Genomic DNA, 22,499 nt, shown 5'->3' on the forward strand with positions numbered 1-22,499 from the left:
GGTGATAGCCAGTAGCAGAGTACCCTTAGTGTCTGATTTAAAAATACCTTGTTACCCTCGCTACAAATTTGAGTCGTGAACCCAGCTAGATTGTTTCTAAGTAGCTAGAAACAGTGAACCCTCGAATACTCTACACAATCTTTGTAAAGGAAAGGTTAATTTAAATTTAAGCCTAGGAGTTTGTGGTAAATGGGCATTATCAGGTGTCCCAAATTGGAAGTAAAGACATAAAAATTACATTCATCTATGCTGTCGGGTTCGATCGGCTCAATGAAGGAAAGTGCGCCAGTTTTTAACAAATAAATAATCAGTCTTTAATCCTAGCGTGAGACTATACTCCAAAAGCCAAAAATATTTGACTTCAGCGGTATAGAGGAGTGACTTAACGTGGCAGCAATTAACGGCACATCAGGGAATGACACATTAAGTGGGACGATCGCAGCAGACTTAATTTCAGGGTTGGGGGGCAATGACGCCATCTCCTCTGGGGAAGGAAACGATCGGCTTTTTGGCAATTCAGGCAATGACTTTTTATTGGGCGATTCGGGAAATGACGCACTCTACGGCGGTCGAAACCGCGATACCCTTCAAGGTGGCGAAGGAGACGATTTTCTCTCCGGCGAGCTCGATCGCGACATTTTGACTGGCGGTGGCGGTAAAAATATTTTCGCGATCGGGCGGATAGGAACACGCACTACTGGCGGTTCCCAACTAGAAAATGCTGACCTCATCACCGATTTTGTTAAAGGTCAAGACTTAATCAGTCTCAGCGGCATCTCCCCGGCAAATATCGAGATTTCTCAAGGTACGGGTAATTTCAGCAACAGTATTGCGATCCGAGATACAGGAACTAACGAATTTCTAGCGATTTTGGAGGGAGTCAACTCCTTCGATGCAGCAGATTTCACTGTGGCCCAAAACCCAGTTCCGGGAGTTCGCTTTTCTAGCTTCAACGCTTCTTTGAATCGCAGTAGTGCCGGTCGGTTAATTACAGACCTTTCAAATCCCAACAACCAGCAAGCAAAGAATGTCGCTGAAACAATTCAGCGCGTAAATCCAGATGTTTTGTTAATTAACGAGTTTGACTACGACAGCAGCAGCACAGCCCTAAATTTGTTTCAGCAAAACTATCTGTCTGTTAGTCAAAATGGCGCAAGTCCTGTTAATTATCCCTTTCGCTATACTGCGCCTTCTAACACGGGCATTGCTTCGGGTTTAGATTTAGATAATAACGGTTCCGCTGTCACACAAATTGGCGCAAACGGATACGGCAACGACGCTTTCGGATTTGGCGATTTTCCCGGACAATACGGAATGGCTGTGTACTCGAAGTATCCGATTGATACTGCCAATATTCGCACGTTCCAAAACTTCCTTTGGAAAGATATGCCGGGGGCATTATTGCCGGATGACTCGTCTACCCCCGCAGCAAATGACTATTACTCGCCTGCTGAATTAAACGTGTTTCGCCTTTCGTCAAAGAGTCACTGGGACGTGCCAATTCATATCAACGGCGAGATTGTTCACGCCTTAGTCAGTCATCCGACCCCGCCTGTATTTGACGGCCCTGAAGACAGAAACGGCAGGCGAAATCATGATGAAATTCGCTTTTGGGCAGATTACGTTACTCCCGGCAAAGGTAGTTATATTTACGACGATCGCCGCACAGTTGGCGGACTTGCCCCCAATGCTAGTTTCGTAATTATGGGCGACCAAAATGCCGATCCTGTTGATGGGGATAGTTTTGACAATGCGATTTTGCAGTTGCTAAATAACTCGCGAGTAAATACAGGAGTCACTAGCGCAATTCCTGCAAGTTTAGGCGGAATTCAACAAGTATCAGACGGCGGTAATAATGTCAACCAAAAAGGCAATCCGGCTTTTGATACGGCGGATTTTGGAGATGCGGGAACGGCTTCGGGAAATCTGCGAGTTGATTATGTTTTGCCGTCGGCTGACTTGCCAATTAATGATGCTGCGGTATTTTGGCCTTTGACTACAGATCCCCTGTACAGATTACTGGGCGATCGCCAAACTGCGGAAAATACTCCTACTTCTGACCACAGTTTAGTTTGGGCAGATATTGCTGTTGGCGATCGCTCTCCCCGCACCAGTGTCAGAAATATCAACTTCATCGGACAAGCTACTTATCCAACAGGTTCCGTCACTGTAGAAGGAACTCAAGTCGGCGGACTTTCTGGCATTGATTACGACCAAATTAACAACCGCTATTACAGTATTTCGGACGATCGTTCGGACAAAAATCCGGCCCGATTTTATACTCTCAATATTGAGTTAAGTTCGGGTTCGCTGTCTAGTTCCGGGATTAATTTCTCTGGGGTGACAACTCTGCTCAACCAAAACAATCAACCTTTTGCCACTAATACTATCGACCCGGAAGGCATCGGTTTAACGAGTAACGGCACTGTGTTTGTTTCCTCAGAAGGCGAAGTCAGTAACTTGGCTGGTAGACTTCAGAGTCCATTTGTCAACGAGTTTGCTTTAGGGACAGGTAGCCAGTTGCGACAATTACCCGTGCCCTCAAAGTTTGTACCAGTTATAGGTCCAGCAGATGCACCAACAGCGGGAGTTCGCAACAATTTAGCTTTTGAAAACCTGACAATTACTCCTGATGGGAAATTCTTGTTTACAGCAACGGAGAATGCTTTAGTGCAAGATGGGCCGATCGCAACAACTAATACCGGTTCGCGATCGCGCATTCTCAAATACAATTTAACCACAGGACAGCCGGAACAAGAATTTCTTTATGTAACTGACCCAGTGGCAGTTCCAGCAGTTCCAGAGACAGGCTTTAATACAAACGGTTTAGTGGAATTGTTAGCCTTAGATAATCGCGGCACTTTCTTAGCACTAGAACGCTCTTTTTCAGCAGGCGCACCAGGCACGGCAAATACCATCAAGCTCTACGAAGTACGGCTCAACGGAGCCAGCGATATCAGCGGCATTAATTCGCTGAATGCTATTAACATTAATACTGTCAGACCCGTTGAGAAACGCTTGCTGATCAATTTTGACAGCCTGGGTTTGCCGACAGGTTTGGATAATGTTGAAGGGATGACTTTGGGGCCAGTGTTGCCGAACGGACAGCAATCTTTAGTGCTAGTGAGCGACAATAATTTTAGCGCTACCCAGTTTACTCAAATATTGGCTTTTGGGTTGGCTTTGAATAATGAAACTCCCAGGCGATCGCAGTCGCTAGATGATATTCTGACTGATGGTGGTGCGATCTCTGCGGTGTCGAGAGATAACATGAGTGTCGAAACTCGCGACAGCAGTGCTTTCATTGCAGACTTCGGGACAGTTTCTGAGTTGATGGGGTTCGATACCGAGCAGAATTATGCGATCGGCCCCACAGCAAGAACTCTCCCTGGAGTCGGCGCAGTTAGCCAACCTAGTAGTCAAATAGGGGCTGATTCTTTATCTCTGCCTTCTGCCTTCGGAATGGGGTCTTTTGATTCTCCGTCGAACTCAGGTCTTGTTTAAAAGAGCACATCCTGTTTATGTAGGGGCAATTCATCAGACCTCGCCGAATTTAATTTATGTATAGACGCGATCTCCTTGCCTCCACCAAGGGTTTTAAATGACGCATAATTCTTTTCTGGAGAGGTCTAAAGAGCGAGAGATGTTAAGAAATATGTAAAGCAGCGGTCGGATTTTTCAACCGTAAATTCCCGAATGCGATCGATAATCAGGACAGTCGATCGCATCTTCAGATAAAGCTATAGTAGGCTGAACGGGACACTTGAGGTGGTAGTCGCCGGTGAAAAATACGCAGTTAGCACAAGGGATTTGGTGCATCCGCTGAGCTCGACGCAGGGAGTCGGTGACAGCACGCCCGACACTGAAACACAGCAAAAAAACTAAACCCCAGGCGGACACAAAACACAGCGGGACTAAAATAGGCTGTATTGCCTTCAGCAGAAAGTAAAGCATAGCAAGAAAATTTAGCGTTAGAAGCCACACATACATTACAGTAGTGGAATTGCCGATCGATCGACCAAAAAGTTTAGAATCCTTTACAGCTCGATCGAGAAACCGGGCAATTATGGCATGATAAGGAACAGTCCTTAAATAAAATTAGAGGAAATCAGTTATGACTCTGCGATTAGGCGATACAGTTCCCAACTTTACCCAAGCTTCGTCTGAAGGCGAAATCAATTTCTACGACTGGGCTGGGGATAGCTGGGTCGTGTTGTTTTCTCACCCGAAAGACTATACTCCAGTTTGCACCACAGAACTCGGTGCAGTGGCCCGTCTAAAGTCTGAATTTGAAAAGCGTGGCGTCAAAACCATTGCCCTCAGCGTCGATGATGTGGATTCTCACATGGGCTGGATTAAAGATATTGAGGAAACTCAAAAAGTCACCCTCAATTATCCGATTTTAGCAGATGGCGATCGTAAAGTCTCCGACATTTACGACATGATCCATCCCAACTCGCTGAACAACTTAACAATCCGCACAGTTTTTGTGATTGACCCGGAAAAGAAATTGCGTTTGAGCATTACTTATCCGGCTAGCACTGGTCGGAATTTTAATGAAATTTTGCGAGTAATTGATTCCTTGCAACTTACGGACAAATACAGCGTTGCGACTCCGGTTGATTGGAAAGACGGCGACGATTGCGTAATCGTACCTTCGATTACCGACCCGAAAGAGTTGGAAGAGAAATTTCCTAAAGGTTATACGCCGATTAAGCCTTATTTGCGGATGACTCCTCAGCCGAATAAATAGGTTTAACATTCCTGGACGCATAACCTAATTCTGTAAGGTGTGCACTGCACACCTTACCTCTATAATTCGCGCGTAAAACCAGCTTGTAGTGAGGACTTGAGTCCTTAATCCTGATTTTTGAGGACTTTAGTCCTCACTACCAACAAAGAAATTGTGCAATCTTGTGTAAACACTTTAGATTTGAGGAAAGGCAAAATGCTGTCATCAACAATTGTGTTGCGAATACCGCCAAAATTGCAAATGACAGACGACGAGTTTTTCGAGTTCTGTCAAATCAATAGTGAGTTACGCATTGAACGCAACAAATCGGGAGAATTGCTAATTATGCCTCCTACTGGTGGAACAACCGGAAATCGCAGCGGTAGCGTGTTTGGAGAGTTGTATATTTGGGCCGGGCAAGATGGAAGCGGTATTTGTTTTGACTCCAGTACGGGATTTAAGCTTTCAATGGGTGACAAGTCTCCAGATGCCTCGTGGATTAAACTTGAACGTTGGAATGCTTTGTCACCAGAACAGCAAGATAAATTCGCCCCGATTTGCCCTGATTTTGTAGTAGAACTGAGGTCTGCTTCTGACAATCTCAAGCCCTTGCAAGACAAAATGCAAGAATATATGAGAGAACCTGGAGTGCAGTTAGGCTGGCTTATAGACCGCAAAAATCGCCGAGTTTACATCTATCGTCCTGGTTTGCCAGAGGAATGTTTGGAGAATCCGGCTACAGTCAGCGGCGACCCCGTTTTGCCCGGATTCATACTCAATATGAGCAAAATTTGGTAGAACTGCTAGCAATAAATATCAACTTATTGTAAAAATTAATAATAGGATGCAAACACGCAAAAAATATGGATATTAAAAACGGCTTTGTAGGCACAATCGGCAACACACCACTAATTCGCTTAAACAGCTTCAGCGATGAAACAGGCTGCGAAATTCTCGGCAAAGCAGAGTTTCTAAATCCCGGCGGTTCCGTTAAAGATAGGGCCGCTTTATACATCATCAAAGACGCAGAAGAAAAAGGCTTGCTCAAACCGGGCGGCACCGTTGTTGAAGGCACTGCCGGCAATACTGGCATCGGTTTGGCCCACATTTGCAACGCTAAAGGTTACAAATGTTTGATCGTGATTCCCGATAACCAATCTCAAGAAAAAATCGATGCTTTGAAAACCTTGGGCGCTGAAGTTCGGACTGTTCCCGCTGTTCCTTACAAAGACCCGAATAATTATGTCAAATTGTCGGGAAGATTGGCTTCGGAAATGGAGAATGCAGTCTGGGCAAATCAGTTTGACAATTTAGCCAACCGCCGAGCTCATTACGAGACAACTGGCCCGGAAATTTGGGAACAAACAAACGGCAAAATTGATGCTTGGGTAACAGCTACTGGTACTGGCGGCACTTTTGCTGGCGTAGGAATGTTTTTGAAAGAAAAAAATCCTGCTGTTAGAATTGTCTTGGCAGACCCGATGGGCAGCGGGCTTTACAGTTATTTCAAAACTGGGGAAATTAAGACCGAAGGCAGTTCGATTACTGAGGGAATTGGCACCACTCGCGTCACTGCAAATATGGAGAATGCCCCGGTAGACGACGCCATTCAAATTGACGATACAGAAGCTGTCCGGGTGATTTACCAACTGCTGAGGAAAGAAGGGCTGTTTATGGGCGGTTCTGTGGGGATTAATGTGGCGGCGGCCGTGGCTTTAGCGAAGCAAATGGGGCCTGGACATACGATTGTTACGGTACTCTGCGACGGCGGGGCTCGGTATCAGTCGCGTTTGTTCGATCGACAATGGTTGGCTTCCAAAGGTTTGTCACCAGATTAACCGTAGGTTGCGCTGAAGTCTTAAGCTGTCCCGCATCTAAAAGGTATTTTTCGGGCGGGCGGGACGCCCACCCCACAATAATTTTATCCAACTCTAGTCGTTACCAGGATCTGCCTCGAATTTTCCTGTGCAACCAAGGCTCTTTCTCTGGAAATCTGTTCTCCGGCTCTGCTTGGGAACCCGTTAGAATTCGAGTATATATGCGCGCACCTATTCCCATGATAAAAAAATAGCATATATGTAGTAGAAGGTCAAGTAAAAAAACATGAAAATCACAGAATCTTCTAGGCAAGTTCTTGTTTGCCAAAACCGCACTTGTCGCAAGCAAAATTCAGCAAAGGTACTGGCAGCTTTTCAGAAATTGTCGCCCTCAGAAGTTGAAGTTGTTGCTAGCAGTTGTTTGGGACAGTGCGGCAACGGGCCGATGGTGTTGGTACTGCCAGAAGAGGTTTGGTACAATGCCGTTTGCCCTGAAGAAGTTGCGGCAATAACTGAGCAACATTTGCGGGGAGGAAAGCCGGTGGAGAGGATGCTTTACCGCAAGTTTCACCGACTTTCTAATTAGTCGATCGCCCGCGTTTAAAATTCTTCGGCAAACAATCGGCGGAGAATTTCCGTGACTTCGGCGCAAAATCTGGCGTCGAGTTCGATCGCCAAGCGATCGACATTGCTGGAACTGCCTACAGCTTTTTCTGCCCGCAAAGTCATGGCTAAAGTTCTGAGTTTTGCCGGCTTTCCCGCCGCCTTCGGCCGCTCGTCAACAAACCGCACTAAAGCCACATAAACTGTTTCTAGGGTTCCCCTGATCGCGCTCAGTCCGTAACCCAATTTCGAGATAACTACTGGAGAAGTGATAAGGCTATCCATCCCCAAAGTTTTAATTGCTACGTCCACATATCGAGCGCTGTCGTGTCCCATTGCTCTGACAATGCTTTCTAAGCTGTTCCACTGAGATGCTTTCATGCGCGATCGCTGTTCGATGTGGAAGTGCCATCCTAACATGGAAATCAGCCTGGTCAAGTCATAAGCAGATACGGAATTTTTTTGTTTGGTGCTGTTTACTGCGGCACTTAAAAGCACTTGTTTTTTGGTGAGATCGAATATTTTTGGGTTGGTGAGATAAGGATTTTCGCCGTAATCGCCGCGAAAAATTAGGTCATTATTGCCAGTAGCGCTCTTCAGCCATTGCTCTAGTCCTATGCGAGTATCGAAGCGTTTGAACATCGCAGCTAAGGAGTTTGAACTTCCGATATTGGAGGCATAGTTAATCATGTCTTTGGCTACATCGTAAAAATAATAATCGTGTTTTTGCCCGTTACCATCTCTAACAACGCAGTTGTCAATGTCGCAGTCGGGATATTTGCTATTTAGTTGACTGACGATATTAAGGAGTGCGATAATTTTAGTGGCACTCCACTGCTCAGCATTGGTAAGTGCGTTTTTTCCCAGCCACTGCGCCTGAATTTTGCCGTCTACAAAACTACCAATGCAAACGCAGGCTTCTTTGATGTCTGTGTGGAGAAAATTTAAAGCTTGAGAGTTAATTTGAGGTACTTCTCCCAGGCTGGGAAAGGGGGTAAGTTTGAGGGGATTATTGGGGCCGGGAATATAGCTAATTACTTTTAAGCCGTCGGGTTTCTGTTTGAGATACTCGGGATAGTTTTTAATTTCTTTTTGGTAAGGTGATTTTTCAATTCCCCGGTCTAAAAAAGCTAGTTTGTTTATGTTAGCTTTGGCATCTATTTCCATTTGGAGGTAGTTTTTGTAGATGCGCGCTCGGTCTTTTGCGAGTTCGAGGGAGGTGAGGTTCATGATAATTGTTGGCAGCTTGTTACTAATAAGTAAATCACTATACTAGGATTTACGCAAACAAACCGGGTTTCTCTGCAAAATTTTGGGTTGGGAAACGAAAAATTTATGAATAAACCGGGCCTCAGACAGTAACTGCGTCCAGGACTATATATCTTAGTTCTGACCCTGCGATCAAGCTTTTTTGCCGCGTACTTGGATGCGTTTGTCGGTTTTTTGTTTCTTAATCCAAGAGAGAAATTTCTGGAGTTCAGGGTCATTTTTGAGCTTTTCCACGGTGTTGAGCTCTTGGGCGAGGTGTTTGTTCTCAAATAGAGAGTGAATCTGGCGGTGACAGGCTGAGCAAATGTCGATTGTCGGGCTTGGATCTTCGTTTTTCCGCTTGGTGTTTTGTTTGGGGATGAGGTGATGGGCGGTTAATGCTTCCATTTGTCGATCGCACAATTCGCACTGCATAATTTTCTCAATGCTGCTGGATAGGAGAATTGCTACTTTTAGTTTAGCGCGATCGGCTGTGAGAGGGTGAATGAAAGTCGATCGCACTCTCCAAACAATAAAAAAACCCCCAGTTGGGGGTCATACAAATCTCTTGTGGCAGAGGCCCAAAAGCCTCTGGGATCACAAAATATACAGCAGCAAAAACAAAACAATCCAAATCACATCGACAAAGTGCCAGTAAATCTCAGTCGCTTCGATTCCGAAGTGGTGCTCGCTAGAATAGTGACCTTGCGCGCGCGATCGCCACACCACCGCCACCATCAAAAGCACTCCCAACGTTACGTGCAAGCCGTGAAAAGCAGTCAAAACGTAAAAGCAACTGGCATACAAATTCGTCGTCAAGCCAAACTCTAAATGAGCGTATTCGTAAACCTGACCGAACAAGAAAACTGCGCCCATAGCAATAGTTACGAGCAACCAATTCCGCATTCCGGCGGCATCATTCTTTTTGATTGCAGTATCCGCATTGTGAATAACAAAACTGCTAGCAATCAGAATTACCGTATTGATTCCCGGCAGCAATAACTCGCGCTCGGGCGTACCTTCAGGAGGCCACGCCGGGGCCATCGCCCGATAAATCAAATACGCGGCAAACATACCGAAAAATATCATGCCTTCAGCGCACAGGAACACAATTACCCCTAACATTCGGTGGTCGGGATGCTCGACACCGTGTGCTTCTACTTCGCCCTCGTGGTGGTAATTCAGGGCTGTTTTTGCCGGATCGATCGCTGGAATTTGCATAAGAAATTGGTAATGAAGAAGTCAGTTGTCAGTTGTCACTTGTCAGTTGGCAGTTGGCAGTTGGCATTAGTCATCAGTCATTAGTTAACAGTCAACAGTCAACAGTCAACAATGCCCAATGACTAATGACTGATGACTAATAACTATTCGCCATCTTGACTTTCATCAGCAGGAGAATCAACATTTACCTCTGATTCAGGAGCGACCAAAGTTGCAGTACGGCCCAAGAAAGTTGAAGCTTGAGCCTCCGCAAGAGGAATACCTGTTTTCTGGGCGTTGCGGGTGGCATTTTCCCTCAGCTTGAGCCTGAGACGTTCCCCTGTATTCTGAATTTTTTCCATGCCGTAATCGTAAGGCCCAGTTGCCAATACCGGCACTCCTTCAAAATTTTCGATGGGGGGTGGCGAAGTCGTCATCCATTCCAAACTCAAAGCTTGCCAAGGATTGTCACCTGCTTTCGGGCCGTACCTCCAGCTCCAAATCACATTAATGATAAACGGGATTGTAGACACTGCCAGCATATAAGCACCGACAGTACAAATGACATTAATTGTGGTAAATTTCGGGTCGTACATTGCCACCCGCCGAGGCATTCCTTGCATCCCCAAAGCGTGCATGGGCAAGAAAGTTACAGTAAAGCCAACATAGGTTAAAACAAAGTGAACTCTACCCCAAAATTCATTAATCATCCGCCCCGTCATTTTGGGGAACCAGTGGTAAAAAGCAGCGTAAATTCCAAACACTGAGCCGCCAAACAGCACGTAGTGTAGGTGAGCGACGACAAAATAAGTGTCGTGAACGTGAATGTCGAAAGGTACCGAAGCTACCATGATCCCGGTGATGCCGCCGAGCACAAATGTTGAGATAAAACCCATCCCAAATAGCATCGCGCTGACAAGCCGGAGTTTGCCTCCCCAAATAGTTGCCAACCAGCTAAATATTTTAATCCCAGTTGGTACGGCGATGATCATAGTCGTGATCATAAAAAACATCCGCAGCCAGCCGGGAGTGCCGCTGGTAAACATATGGTGCGCCCACACGATCAAGCCCAAAAAGCTGATAGCGAGACTGGAATATGCGATCGCCAAATAACCAAAAATTGGCTTGCGCGAATGCACCGGCAAAACTTCTGAAATCACCCCGAAAAAGGGCATAATCATAATGTAAACTGCCGGGTGCGAATAAAACCAGAATAAATGCTGGTAGACGATCGGATCGCCGTTGCCGGTCGGGTTAAAAAATGCCGTTCCTGCTAACAAGTCAAACGACAGCAAAATCAAAGCTGCGGCTAACACTGGAGTAGCAATCAAAGTGAGCGCTGAAGTCGCAATCATCGCCCAGCAAAACAAAGGCATATCATTGAGACCCATGCTCGGAACCCGCATGGTAAAGATGGTAACGGCAAAATTAACCGCCCCCAAAATCGAAGAAGTTCCCAGAATCAAAACGCTGAGAATCCAAATTTCTTCCCCCGCTTGAGCAGTAACTAAGCTTAAAGGCGGATAGGAAGTCCAACCCGCCTGTGGAGCTCCCACCAAAAAACTGCTCAACAGCAACACGCCGCCTACGGGAATTAGCCAAAAGGCAAGGGCATTCAGTCTGGGAAATGCCATGTCTTTTGCCCCAATCATTAAGGGGATCAAAAAGTTAGCAAATCCGGCTCCGGCGGGTACGATCCACAGGAAGATCATCACCGTCGCGTGAACAGTAAATAAACTGTTGTAGAGTTCGGGGGGGACAAAATCGGAGTCGGGGGTGGCGAGTTCTGTTCGCACCAAAGTGGCCATCACGCCGCCGATTAGATAGAAAATAAATGTTGTTACCAGGTATTGAATACCGATGACTTTGTGGTCGGTATTAAAAGTGAAGTAGTCGCGCCAATGTCTATCAGCGGGCGCTGTTCCGCGAGCCTCAGTGTTGGCACTTTCTTGGAACTGTGCTTGTGTCATAGTTATTAGTCATTAGTTATTAGTCATTAGTTATTAGCTCAAGATAAAATACCCCGTGCCAGGAACTAATGACTATTTTTAGTGATGAGTTGGGTGAAGTTGTTCTAGGGTTTCGGAATTAATTTTTATTTCCCTGACGTAGGGAGCCAAAAATTCACCGTCTGACAATTCCCCAGGATTGACTGCAACTGCTTGCTCTAAGTTTTGACTGCTAGCAACTTGCTGGCTTTGCAGCCAAGTGTCGAATTCTTCTGGCGTGTGAACGACTGCTACAGCTTTCATCGCTCCGTGATAAGCGCCGCACAATTCAGCACAAACAACCCGGTATTCGCCGGTTTTAGTTGCTGTAAATCTCAGTTCGCTCGGTCGCCCGGGAATTGCATCTTGTTTGAGGCGAAATTCCGGCAGCCAAAATGCGTGCAGCACGTCTTGAGCTGAAATATTTAGCTGTACGTCGCGGTTGGCTGGCATATGCAGTTCGCCAGAACTAACGCCGCTTTCTGGATAGCTAAAAATCCAGGCGTACTGCAAACCCATGACATTTACAACTAAGTCTGCTGGTTTGTCTTCATTTTCAGGGGAAGCACCTACGCCTAAAGCAACGAGTTTTTGAGACGGAATTTGAGGAGTTTTTTGGGGTGTATCTGAGAGTGTGGCTGCGATCGCACTTCCCCGCATTTTAGAGTGCGCTTGCATGGTGCCGTGGTCGTGATTGCCCATCGGATCGAGGCCTCCCATTGAGTTGTAAATCTCAAAACTGTAGACTCCGATTCCTAAAATAATCACCGCCGGCACGGCTGTCCAAAGAATTTCTAAGGGAAAGTTGTCATGCCAAGGCGGCCCATCTGTGTTGTCTCCTGGACGGCGGCGATATTTAATTGCAGCAAAGATTAGCACTCCCTGGACCATGATAAATAATCCAGTGGAAATGGTCATCATTGTATTGAATAGTGCGTCTATCTCGGATGCTTCATTAGAGGCGGCGATCGGCAGTAAACCGTGATTCTGCCCGTACCAGAGACTGATCAGAGTCACTACGATGCCGGCGAGCATGGTGAGGATGGAACTTGGAATGTTCACGCTGGTACTTCTTAATAGCGACACTTCTTCGCTTGAAAAATGAAGGAAGCGCCTCTGGGTTATCAATTTTTAATTGTAAATGGTATTTTTAGTAAAATGTCTATCTTAAGGGTTACTTAAGGCTTAGTATGTGTGACCGAGCGCCCGCACGCCTCAAAAATACGTCTTTTGTATCTTGACAAAAAGGAGTAAAAATGGTATATAATCGCTCTGTTTGGCTGCTAAATTTGAGATGGTTTCTCAAACACCATCAAATGCTGCTGGGGTAACAGATCTTTTGTCTCTTTCCATACTAAACCGACGGCGGCCATTTCTTTTTTCACCTGCTTCTGCGTCATTTTGTGCAAACCTTTAATGGGAATCAGCGGGTTTTCGCCGCGATACTCGATCGATACGGTGCGGCCTCCCGGTTTGAGTGCTTTCACAATTCCTTGCATCATTTCTCTGGGATATGCAAATTCGTGATAAGCATCGACCATCACAACTAAATCTACGCTATTTTCCGGCAAATTCGGATTGTCGATACTCGCCAAAACTGGCTCAACGTTAGCGATATTTTTTTCTTGTTTATTCACTTTAATAAAATTAATCATTTCCGGCTGCACGTCAACTGCTAAAACCTTTCCTTGTGGAACTAAGGGAGCGATGCGAAAGCTAATATATCCCGTTCCCGCTCCAATGTCTGCTACAATATCGGTTGGTTTTAAATCAAGATTGTTGACTAATCGAGCTGATTTTTCTTCCATGCCGCGAGACGGTCTTTCCAGCCAACCAGCGCCTTGATATCCCATGACTTGGGCAATTTCTCGACCCATGTAAAATTTGCCGATGCCGTCGGGATTGTGGACTGTTCGCTGCTGGTAAATGGCGTCGCCATTTGCGGTTTTACTTGCTGCTGCACAGGCATTGAGCGGCAACAGGCAAAGAATTGTCAAAATTATTACTGTTAAGGGTTTAATTAATTGTGCGGTTTTTTTCACGATATTTCTGATTTTGTGTTTAAATTTATTTCTCGTTCCCTGGCTCTGCCTGGGAACGCAGATCCGGAGGCTCTGCCTCGGTAATATCCCGAAGAGTTTAAGATTTAGCTGACAGCGGATTCTAACAATTTAATTGTACCAGAGTCAGCGTCGATTTCGACTTCTTGACCGATCGGCAAAGTGAACTGTTCCCGGATGTGTCCCACCATTGAACCGTACCACGCGGGAATCTTCAAAGGGCGAATGTGGTCGGACAAGACTTGAGGTAAGGTTAGGGACTCTTGGGGTTTTTCAGCTTCGCACTTGGTACACTGTCCGAAAATAAAACCTGATATTTTATCGAGAATGCCCGCTAATTTGAGCTGCGTCAGCATTCTATCGATGCGATAAACTTCTTCGCCAACTTCCTCGACAAACAAAATACTGTTTTCCCACTGCGGTAAATATGCAGAACCCACCATTGCTGCTATTACTGATAAATTGCCGCCGATTAGTTTTCCCCTAGCTGTGCCGCGCCCGATTGTTTGAACTTGCACGCTTTTGGAGTTTTGCATCGTCACAGAACCTCCGTCAAACAAAACTTTTTTTACGTAATCCACTGTAAAGGGACTCCAAGTTGACGCACCTAAAGGGCCGTGAAAAGTAACTCTATTAGTTTTAGCATAAATCCCCAATAACAGCGCAGTAATATCGCTGAATCCCATAATAATTTTGGGGTTGTTGCCGATAATATTGTAATCCAGGAGCGGCAAGATCCGAGCACAGCCCCAGCCGCCCATCCCGGTAAAAATAGCTCGCACTGAGTCATCGGCAAAGGCTGCGTTGACATCGGCCGCGCGATCGGCATCCTTGCCCGCTAAATAGCCGTATCGGTCGTAAAAATGCTCTCCCAATTTAACTTTTAAACCCAGCTTTTCCATAACTTTAAAAAAATCCTCGATTTCTTTTTTGTAGTTGAAAGCGGCAGGATTGATTAAAGCTATAGTATCGCCAACTTGCAGGCGGCGCGGCTTAACGATCGCACTTTTGGGAGATACGTTGGTTTGCGCGATCCTATTCGAGGGCTTCGCTAACGGCAAAAGCTGAGTACCAATAGCAGTCAGCCCAAAAGTTGTCAGCAGAGCACGGCGGCGGAGAGTCATAGCTGTTAGTTAATTTTTGCTATAATTGTATAGGAAAACTTCTGTCATATCAGTTAAAAATTGCGAGTTTCCAATGAAAATAGACACTAAAATCTCAGCTAAAAAATCCTGGGCTCACGCTTTAGCTCGTCCGGCTGCGGAATTTCCCCTGACTCAGTTATCCGTTAAAAGCGGTAAAATTCCCGCAGGATTGCGAGGCACTCTCTACCGTAACGGGCCCGCACGTTTGCAACGCGGTGGCATGGATGCGGGACACTGGTTTGATGGCGATGGTGCAATTTTGGCTGTACATTTTACCGATGCGGGTGCTGCGGCTGTTTATCGCTACGTGGAAACAGCGGGATACCAAGCTGAGGAAAAAGCTGATAAATTTCTCTACCCTAATTACGGCATGACAGCACCGGGGCCTGCATGGTTGCGGTGGACTAAATCTGTGAAAAATGCTGCCAATACTTCTGTTTTAGCTTTGCCCGATCGCCTTTTAGCTTTGTGGGAAGGTGGCTGGCCTCACAGCCTCGATTTGCAAACCTTGGAAACTCGCGGAACGGACGATTTAGGAAGTTTAGAGCGTGGATCTTCTTATTCCGCTCACTGCAAGCGCGACCCGATTACTGGCAATATTTTTAACTTTGGAATGACACATGGTGCCAGTACAAAGTTGAATCTATATAAAAGCGCTCCTACAGGCAAAATTGTGCAACAAGCAACTGTTGCTTTAGATGGCGCTCCTATGCTCCACGATTTTGTTTTGGCTGGAAAGTATCTAATATTTTTTGTGCCGCCAGTACGAGTAAAATTTTTGCCAGTGTTAGCTGGAATTAGCAGTTACAGCGACTCTTTGGAATGGAAACCAGAGTTAGGAACGCAGATATTAGTTGTTGACTCGGAAACTCTCTCTTTAGTTAGTCGCGGCGAAACCGATTCTTGGTTTCAGTGGCATTTTGCTAACGGTTTTGTCAAGGAAGATGGTTCGGTGGCGGTTGATTTTGTGCGCTTCGCTGACTTTCAAACTAATCAGCGGCTGAAAGAAGTAGCGGCGGGTGAAACTCGCACCGATGCGGAGGGTTCCCTGTGGCGGGTGCATCTCAATCCTCAAACTGGCAAAGTGACAGCAGCCGAAGAATTGCTGGATCAACCTTGCGAATTTCCGACGGTACCTGCTTCAGAAATAGGGCAAGACTCGCGATATATTTATCTGGCAATGTATCGGCCTGACGTTGATATTGTACCGGAACGTTATGGCGCGATCGCCCGTTTGGACACGCAAAGCCGCAATCTCACAATTGCGGACTTGGGCGAAAATCGCTATCCCACAGAGCCCATCTACGTTCCAGATATTTCGTCGGAGAAAGGTTGGATAGTAACAGTTATTTATGACGGCAATTCTGACAGCAGCGAAGTCTGGATATTTGACAGCGACGGACTTTCCCGCGAACCTGTTTGCAAGCTAGAATTGCCCGGTGTCATACCTTTGGGCTTTCACGGCACTTGGAAATCGGCAGTATGAGAAAATTGTAAAGAAGTGTTGCGGAAGATTTATTAAAAATTGTTGCCGCTTTAACTTCTAGTTGTTAAGGTGTGTGTAGATAGGAAATTCTCATATCTAGGAGGTGTGGAATTGATAATCTGCATTGCTCAATTATCCTGTGCCAATTCGCACGAATTCCCGGCGATTTTAAGTCGCCGCTGCACAGGATATAGTCTGCCTCTGCGGACTAAAAAAAGAGGGGTAATGAAGCCCTGGCGAATAACCAATCCCGGCGAATATTCCCGGCCAATTTATTCGCGGCTGCACAGGCAAAATCCGCCTCCACGGAGTGAAGAAAGAGGGGTTCTCCAACCCCGCTCAATGACCAATTCGCGGTGAATGTGCCCGGCGAATAAATTCGCGGCTACACAGGCAAAGTCCGCCTCCGCGAACACAAGAAAAAGCGGTAACAAAGCCCGCTTGGCAATGATTTCCGACTCTGTTTTCTCATCTCAGCTTTGTCTGCTTGAATGAGGTTAAAAGACCAGATATTTGACTGATTTCTGGCAAACCACAAGTTTAGTTCAACTCACGCGCACGTTAGCGATTCAAAAGTTTTTAGTTTTGAGTTAACCCCACAAGTAAATCAGGTCTATCGAAACAAGATAGCCTTTTCAACAATTATGAATTATGAGTTGTTACCGCCAAAACATTCAACTCATAACTAATAATTCACAACTCACAACTCATAACTCCGTGCCGCAGTGAGCATCTACCAAAAGGTTTAATCTATTATGCAACTTCAAGGAAAAACAGCTCTTGTTACAGGAGCTTCGCGCGGAATTGGGCGATCGATCGCCCTGGAATTAGCGAGACAAGGAGTCAAACGTTTGTTGATTGTGGCGCGCAACCGCAGGCAATTAATTGAACTGGCAGAGGAAATCGATCTTTTTGGCACAGAAGTAGTGCCGTTAGCTTTGGATTTAACTCAGTCAGTAGCGGTGAATATTGCGATCGCCCAAGCTTGGCGAGATTGCGGCCCGATTCACCTGCTAGTCAACTGTGCAGGCGTCGCCCACCAAGCATCATTCTTGCGTTCTCCGCTGCCGTTAATCGAGGAAGAAATCGCCTTAAATTTGCTCGGAACTTACACAATTACCCGCTTAGTAGCGAGGCGAATGGCGACTCAAAAAGAAGGAACAATCGTCAATGTTTCCAGCTTAATGGGAAAAATTGCCGCGCCCACAATGGCCACTTATTCTGCTACCAAATTTGCGATTTTGGGATTCACCCAAGCTTTACGCAGCGAGTTAACTCAGTACAATGTTCGAGTCACAGCTTTGCTGCCATCTCTAACAGATACCGACATGGTGCGAGACTTGGAACAATTCCGGTGGGTAGTGCCCACAACTCCCGAAAAAGTTGCCCTAGCGCTTGTCGCGGGATTGCAGAAAGATGCGCCGGAAATCTTGGTAGGATGGCAAAGTCATCTAGCAGTTTGGTGTCACCGAATTGCGCCTTGGTTGCTGGATTTTGTGTTGCGGATGGCGACTCCCGAACTTCGGGATAAATCGCGGGGCCGCAAATTGCGGGAGGCTTTAGCTAGCGGGCGATAAACCCTTTTCTGGGCGGGCAAGATGCCCACCCCACAAGAAAACTCATTCTTTTGTGGAACGGGCATCTTGCCCGTTCCTAAGCGCACCTTACATTTGGCAAACACTCTAACTGTTAGTCATATCGTTTCCGGTTGCATCGGAATGATATAGAGGACACGGCAGTGCCGTGTCCCTACCCCCATTAATTGTAGGGACACGGCACTGCCGTGTCCTGGCTGTGGGTAATATCATGGATGCTACCGGATTTGATATCAGTCATCCTCCTCAGAAAATAGCGACGGTAAATCCCGTTCTCCCCTCACCACCCTGATAATTTCAATTCCACTGTCTATCGCCCGATAAAGAATAATGTAACCCATGAGAGGAAGTCCCCGCACAGAAGCAGCTAGTTCCTCGTAACTACGGCCCATATTAGGAAAGTTAATTAAATTGCGACACTTGCGATTGAACTCCTCGACAAACTGTTCTCCGGATTCAATATTTCTAGCTGCAAAGTAATCCGAAATTTCATCTAAATCGCGACTCGCTTCTGGAGAAACAATGTAGCGACTCATCTTTAGTTCTCCCGCATTTTCCGAAATTTTTCCTGCAATCTTGCTATAACTATTTCTCCATCAATCCCTTCACCGCGATCGAGTTGAGCTATTCCTGTTGATACTTTTGGTCGCGTTTCTTCTACCCATTTTTGATAGCTGTTGCTCTCTTTGGGCTCACTGGTGTCGGCTAGGAGTTCTAATGCCGCTGCGATTACCTCCTCCGCCGAAGGATATCTGCCACTTGTAACTTGTGCTTCTATGAATTTTTGCTGCTCAGGCTTGAGAGTAATTTTCATGGGGTTTACCTCTGAGAACCTTGAACTATTATATCATTTCCACTCGCCTTGCAAGGTAAAAGCAGCCCAATAATAGGGAGATTTCCATTTTTCTTCCTGCATCATTTCAATCTGCGCCGCCCTCAAAGCTGCCGCTGGCGCTAGCTTTTGTTGCAACATTTGTTGATAAAACTTTTGCATTAACACAGCAGTTCCTTCATCATCCACACTCCACAAACTCACCGCCACCCGCTGCGCCCCCGCATACATAAATCCCCTTGTTAATCCCACCATTCCTTCGCCTTTAACATTCTGTCCCATTCCCGATTGACAAGCACTTAAAACTACTAAATTTGCCGCTAGTTTCAAGTTAAAAATATCCGTGAGGCGCAAAAAACCATTGACAAGATTGCCTTTGTCATCTACCATCGACATCAGAATTCCTGACAGTTCGGGGTTTTTGCTGTTAGCAAGGCCGTGGGTGGCAAAGTGAATGATTTGATAATTGGCTAAGTTGCCATCGGTAGCAGTAGTGCGGCTGGCATCAAAATCAAATATTTGACGGCTAGAAGCTGAGGGGAATAAAGTTAATATTGTTTGGGCTTCTTGGCGGGTAAATGCGAGGCGTTCGGGCGGCCATTGCCGATTAGAAGCACGAAGCGAGCGATTTAAACCGAGGTTGTTTGCTTCTAATTTTTCTATTGTTGCTTGGGTGATTTTTCCTTTAATTCTTTCATCATCTGGAGTGAAAACAGGATCTGCTAAAATTGCTAAAGTTTGGCTGGGCGGTTTTCTATCTCCGTAATTTTGTCGGAGAATGGCGAGACTTGAGGCAGAAGGCAGGGTAATAATTTCATGTTCGGCAATTAAGGGAACATTGGTATTTTGTCCAGGGGTTTGGGAAATAGTTAACGCCGGAAAAGGGGTATAGTGCAGCACGCCGTCGGGAACAATTAATAAGCGTTTGTTTCCTAATTGACCTGCTGTCGGTTGTAAAATTAATTTGCCCAGATTGGCACTGGCTTCGGCAACTTGCTGGGGAATATCTCTCGATATTGGGCTAGTTACTGCGTCTCGGAAATTACGGGCTGCTGTTTCAATATCAGCCTGTTTTGGTAATTCATAGCTGGTTAATCCGGTGGATGTCACCACCCACAAATAACTTCGGTCTTTGCCGAGGGCATACTGCAATAAAATAGTGTTTTCATCGAGAATCTGTTTCTGAATTTCTGGCAGCGTTAAAGGTTGGGGTTGGGTGAGGGCTCCGTAGCGGGGGCTGGCAGTACGAATCTTTGTTTGGAGTTGCTGATATAGCTCTAAAAGTGCGAGGCGCTGTTGATCAATTTCAGCGATTTTACCTGCGTTGGGATTGGGGGTGCTGACTGCTTCGAGGCGCTGCTTTTCGATGACATCGAGTTGCTGTTGCAAGCTCTTTTCTTGTTGCAGTAAATCGGGAGAAATACCTTCGCGAATGTTGGCGTTACTTTCAAAGAGGAGTTCGAGAAGACTGCGGGCCCTCGAACGTTCGCTGGCTTCTAAGGCTTTGCGATCGTACCCGGACTTAGGATTAATTTTATGCAGCTGCATTAACAAAGCGATGTAGAATTCGTAGTAGTCCTGAACCGTGGCAAAGTAGGAGCTGCGGAGTTCTGGGCTGGCTATTTTGGTGCGGAGGTTTTCAATGATTTTGATAGAGGATTCAATGTCGTTGAGGGCTTCAGTGAGATTGCCTTGAGCGCCTTTGACATAAGCCATACTGTAAAGGGTGCGAGCTTCCTGTGAGCGATTGCCCACTATTCGACTCAGGGGAAGAGACTGGCTGTAATACTCTAACGCTTTCTGTTTTTCTCCCAATTTATCGTAGACTCTACCGATGTTGGTGAGGGTTATAGCTTCTCCACTGCGATTGCCTCCTGCTTGAAATAGTGACAGCGACTGGTTGTAATACTCTAGCGCCTTCTGGTTTTCTCCCAAGTCTAAGTAGACACCGCCGATGTTGCTGAGGGTGAAGGCTTCCTCGTAGCGATCATTTACTACCCGTCTCGTGGGGAGCGATTGATAGACAGTATAAATCTGATAGATTCTAGAGGATTCCGCGGTGCGGTTGCTTATTGCCCGAAACACTGACAGCGACTGGCTGTAATACTCTAACGCCTTCTGTTTTTCTCCCAAGTCTGAGTAGACACCAGCGATGTTGTTGATGATGAGGGCTGCCTCATTGAGGGTTCCCCTATTGGGATTGTCTACTGTCGGAAACACTGACGCCGACTGTTTGTAATACTCTAACGCCTTCTGTTTTTCTCCCAATTCTGAGTAGACTAGACCGATGTGACTGAGAGCGAGGGCTTCCTCGATGCGATTGCCTATTGCGCGACTCAGGGGAAGGGACTGGCTGTAATACTCTAATGCCTTCTGTTTTTCTCCCAATTCTGAGTAGACTAGGCCGATGCTGTTGAGGATCATAGCTTCCCTAGTGCGATCACCTTTTGCCCGATACAGGGTCAGCAATTGGTTGTAATACTCTAACGCTTTCTGTTTTTCTCCCAAATCATCGTAGCCTCGGCTGAGGTCTTCGAGAATAGTAGTTTCCCAGCCACCCTCACCTATTTCCCGAAACAGGGGAAGGGACTGGCTATAATACTCTAGCCCTTTCTGTCTTTCTCCCAAATCATAGTAGGCTAGACCGATGTTTTTAAGAATGTGAGCTTCCCTGTTGCGATCACCTAGTACCCGAATCAGGGGCAGTGACTGGTTGTAATACTCTAACGCTTTCTGTGTTTCTCCCAATTCTGAGTAAGCTTCGCCGATTTTGCTGAGGGCGGTAGCTTCCCCGCTGCGCTCGCCTACTGCCCGATACAGGGGAAGGGACTGGCTGTAATACTCTAGCGCTTTCTGGTATTCTGCTGCTAGTGAGTAAAAAGTACCCAAGGCGTCGAGGATGCCAGCTTCCTCGCTGCGATTACCTACTTCTCGATACAGGGTCAGTGACTGGTTGTAATACTCTAACTCTTCCTGGCGTTTTCCCGTTAGTGAGCAGATATTGGCGAGTGTGGAGAGGATAACAGCTTCTTTCTCGCGATCGCCTACTGCTCGATACAGTTTTAATGCTTCTTCATATTTGATGATCGCACCTTTTAAAGCTTCCGGTATTCCTTCTGGGGACATTCTTCCTTCAGCGATGTCGCCGATTTCTTGGTCGGAGAGTTCGGAGAATCCTTGTTTGGCGAGTTTCTGTGCTTCTTCATATACTTTTTGGGCAGCGTTGCTACTGTTGGTTTGTGCTGTTTGTACGGTTTTGCCAACTGGCACGGTCGCTACCACTGGCTGGCTTAATTGAACCGAAAGCGCAATTGACATACCAGCCAAAAACCATTGAGTGCGATCGAACATAGCCACCCCTTTTGTATTTTTGTCAATTTTAGTCACTAGCCCGCCTAGTGTAAACACAGGAAGAAGTAAGGGCGATCGGCATTTTTGCTAGAGTTAACGAGTAGTGCGATTCCCTGCAGGATCGCTACGCCGCGCGTACTTTTTCCCAGCATGAACAACATCCTAACTACCCCCGATCCCGTAACCAGCCACTGGGATTGCCCCGAATGCGGCGGCACCGGTACCCTCAGCCCAGAAATTTGCCCTGTTTGTCTCGGAGCAAAATACATCGATCTCGCTACAATAACGAACTGGATGCTCGATTTTATGGAATCTCGCGGCTGCGATCGAGCTGAGATCGATCGATTGCGAACCGAAAGCCCAGACCCCCTAACCTTAACTTTTTGCCTCGAAGTTTGTATCGCCCTTAAATAAACAACGATATCAAGTCTGCTTAATTGCT

At 46.3% G+C, this 22,499-nt stretch carries 19 protein-coding genes; 8 read left to right on the forward strand and 11 right to left on the reverse strand.

Annotation, left to right across the window (positions count from 1 at the left end; all coding sequences use genetic code 11):
- Positions 1-387 precede the first annotated feature (387 nt).
- Entirely contained in the window at positions 388-3,504 is a 3,117-nt protein-coding gene (locus QUA47_RS06560; protein WP_333430138.1) for an esterase-like activity of phytase family protein, read from the forward strand.
- 174 nt (positions 3,505-3,678) lie between these two features.
- Here the strand turns inward: QUA47_RS06560 and QUA47_RS06565 are convergent, their stop codons facing one another.
- Positions 3,679-3,954, reverse strand: a complete 276-nt coding sequence (locus QUA47_RS06565; RefSeq protein WP_333430139.1) for a hypothetical protein — start codon at positions 3,952-3,954, stop codon at positions 3,679-3,681.
- Between the two features lie 160 nt (positions 3,955-4,114).
- On the opposite strand from QUA47_RS06565, the gene QUA47_RS06570 reads away from it, so the two are divergent.
- From QUA47_RS06570 to QUA47_RS06585, 4 genes are all read left to right on the forward strand, one after another.
- Positions 4,115-4,753, forward strand: coding sequence for a peroxiredoxin (locus tag QUA47_RS06570; RefSeq protein ID WP_333430140.1), 639 nt, complete (start codon positions 4,115-4,117; stop codon positions 4,751-4,753).
- Between the two features lie 195 nt (positions 4,754-4,948).
- Positions 4,949-5,530: a Uma2 family endonuclease gene (locus tag QUA47_RS06575; protein WP_333430141.1), complete on the forward strand. Its 582-nt coding sequence runs from the start codon at positions 4,949-4,951 to the stop codon at positions 5,528-5,530.
- Positions 5,531-5,595: 65 nt separating this feature from the next.
- Positions 5,596-6,570, forward strand: coding sequence for a cysteine synthase A (locus tag QUA47_RS06580; protein ID WP_333430142.1), 975 nt, complete (start codon positions 5,596-5,598; stop codon positions 6,568-6,570).
- 265 nt (positions 6,571-6,835) lie between these two features.
- Entirely contained in the window at positions 6,836-7,135 is a 300-nt protein-coding gene (locus QUA47_RS06585; RefSeq protein ID WP_333288744.1) for a (2Fe-2S) ferredoxin domain-containing protein, read from the forward strand.
- A gap of 14 nt (positions 7,136-7,149) precedes the next feature.
- Here QUA47_RS06585 and QUA47_RS06590 read toward each other — a convergent pair whose 3' ends face one another.
- From QUA47_RS06590 to QUA47_RS06620, 7 genes are all read right to left on the reverse strand, one after another.
- Positions 7,150-8,382 carry a hypothetical protein gene (locus QUA47_RS06590; RefSeq protein ID WP_333430143.1) on the reverse strand — a complete coding sequence of 411 codons (1,233 nt, stop codon included), beginning with the start codon at positions 8,380-8,382 and terminating at the stop codon, positions 7,150-7,152.
- 171 nt (positions 8,383-8,553) lie between these two features.
- Positions 8,554-8,922 (reverse strand): HNH endonuclease, encoded by a 369-nt coding sequence (locus QUA47_RS06595; RefSeq protein WP_333402595.1) that lies wholly within the window; start codon positions 8,920-8,922, stop codon positions 8,554-8,556.
- 75 nt (positions 8,923-8,997) lie between these two features.
- The gene (locus tag QUA47_RS06600) at positions 8,998-9,621 is read right to left on the reverse strand and encodes a heme-copper oxidase subunit III (protein ID WP_333402593.1); all 624 of its coding nucleotides are present in this window, start codon (positions 9,619-9,621) and stop codon (positions 8,998-9,000) included.
- A gap of 143 nt (positions 9,622-9,764) precedes the next feature.
- Positions 9,765-11,570, reverse strand: a complete 1,806-nt coding sequence (gene ctaD, locus QUA47_RS06605; protein ID WP_333288739.1) for a cytochrome c oxidase subunit I — start codon at positions 11,568-11,570, stop codon at positions 9,765-9,767.
- Between the two features lie 78 nt (positions 11,571-11,648).
- Positions 11,649-12,650 carry a cytochrome c oxidase subunit II gene (locus QUA47_RS06610; protein WP_333288737.1) on the reverse strand — a complete coding sequence of 334 codons (1,002 nt, stop codon included), beginning with the start codon at positions 12,648-12,650 and terminating at the stop codon, positions 11,649-11,651.
- Positions 12,651-12,871: 221 nt separating this feature from the next.
- Positions 12,872-13,630, reverse strand: coding sequence for a class I SAM-dependent methyltransferase (locus QUA47_RS06615; RefSeq protein ID WP_333430144.1), 759 nt, complete (start codon positions 13,628-13,630; stop codon positions 12,872-12,874).
- A gap of 104 nt (positions 13,631-13,734) precedes the next feature.
- On the reverse strand, positions 13,735-14,772 hold the full coding sequence (locus QUA47_RS06620; RefSeq protein ID WP_333430145.1) for an LD-carboxypeptidase: 1,038 nt from the start codon (positions 14,770-14,772) through the stop codon (positions 13,735-13,737).
- A gap of 73 nt (positions 14,773-14,845) precedes the next feature.
- Between QUA47_RS06620 and QUA47_RS06625 the strand changes: the two genes are divergently transcribed.
- Entirely contained in the window at positions 14,846-16,279 is a 1,434-nt protein-coding gene (locus QUA47_RS06625; RefSeq protein ID WP_333430146.1) for a carotenoid oxygenase family protein, read from the forward strand.
- 755 nt (positions 16,280-17,034) lie between these two features.
- Complete coding sequence (locus QUA47_RS06630) at positions 17,035-17,856, forward strand: SDR family NAD(P)-dependent oxidoreductase (protein ID WP_333184681.1); 822 nt, start codon at positions 17,035-17,037, stop codon at positions 17,854-17,856.
- Between the two features lie 251 nt (positions 17,857-18,107).
- On the opposite strand, the gene QUA47_RS06635 is transcribed toward QUA47_RS06630, so the two are convergent.
- From QUA47_RS06635 to QUA47_RS06645, 3 genes are read right to left on the reverse strand one after another with little or no spacing between them, the layout of a single operon-like run.
- On the reverse strand, positions 18,108-18,410 hold the full coding sequence (locus QUA47_RS06635) for a type II toxin-antitoxin system RelE/ParE family toxin (protein WP_333430147.1): 303 nt from the start codon (positions 18,408-18,410) through the stop codon (positions 18,108-18,110).
- A 2-nt stretch (positions 18,411-18,412) separates the two neighbouring features.
- On the reverse strand, positions 18,413-18,688 hold the full coding sequence (locus tag QUA47_RS06640) for a type II toxin-antitoxin system ParD family antitoxin (protein WP_333430148.1): 276 nt from the start codon (positions 18,686-18,688) through the stop codon (positions 18,413-18,415).
- A 33-nt stretch (positions 18,689-18,721) separates the two neighbouring features.
- Complete coding sequence (locus tag QUA47_RS06645; protein WP_445302489.1) at positions 18,722-22,057, reverse strand: CHAT domain-containing protein; 3,336 nt, start codon at positions 22,055-22,057, stop codon at positions 18,722-18,724.
- A gap of 150 nt (positions 22,058-22,207) precedes the next feature.
- Here QUA47_RS06645 and QUA47_RS06650 point away from each other — a divergent pair, with 150 nt between their 5' ends.
- A complete protein-coding gene (locus QUA47_RS06650; RefSeq protein ID WP_333098599.1) occupies positions 22,208-22,471 on the forward strand; it encodes a hypothetical protein in 264 nt (87 codons plus the stop codon).
- Positions 22,472-22,499 lie beyond the last annotated feature (28 nt).

Origin of the sequence: Microcoleus sp. MON2_D5 (genome assembly GCF_036701905.1) — a bacterium.
GTDB lineage: Bacteria > Cyanobacteriota > Cyanobacteriia > Cyanobacteriales > Microcoleaceae > Microcoleus.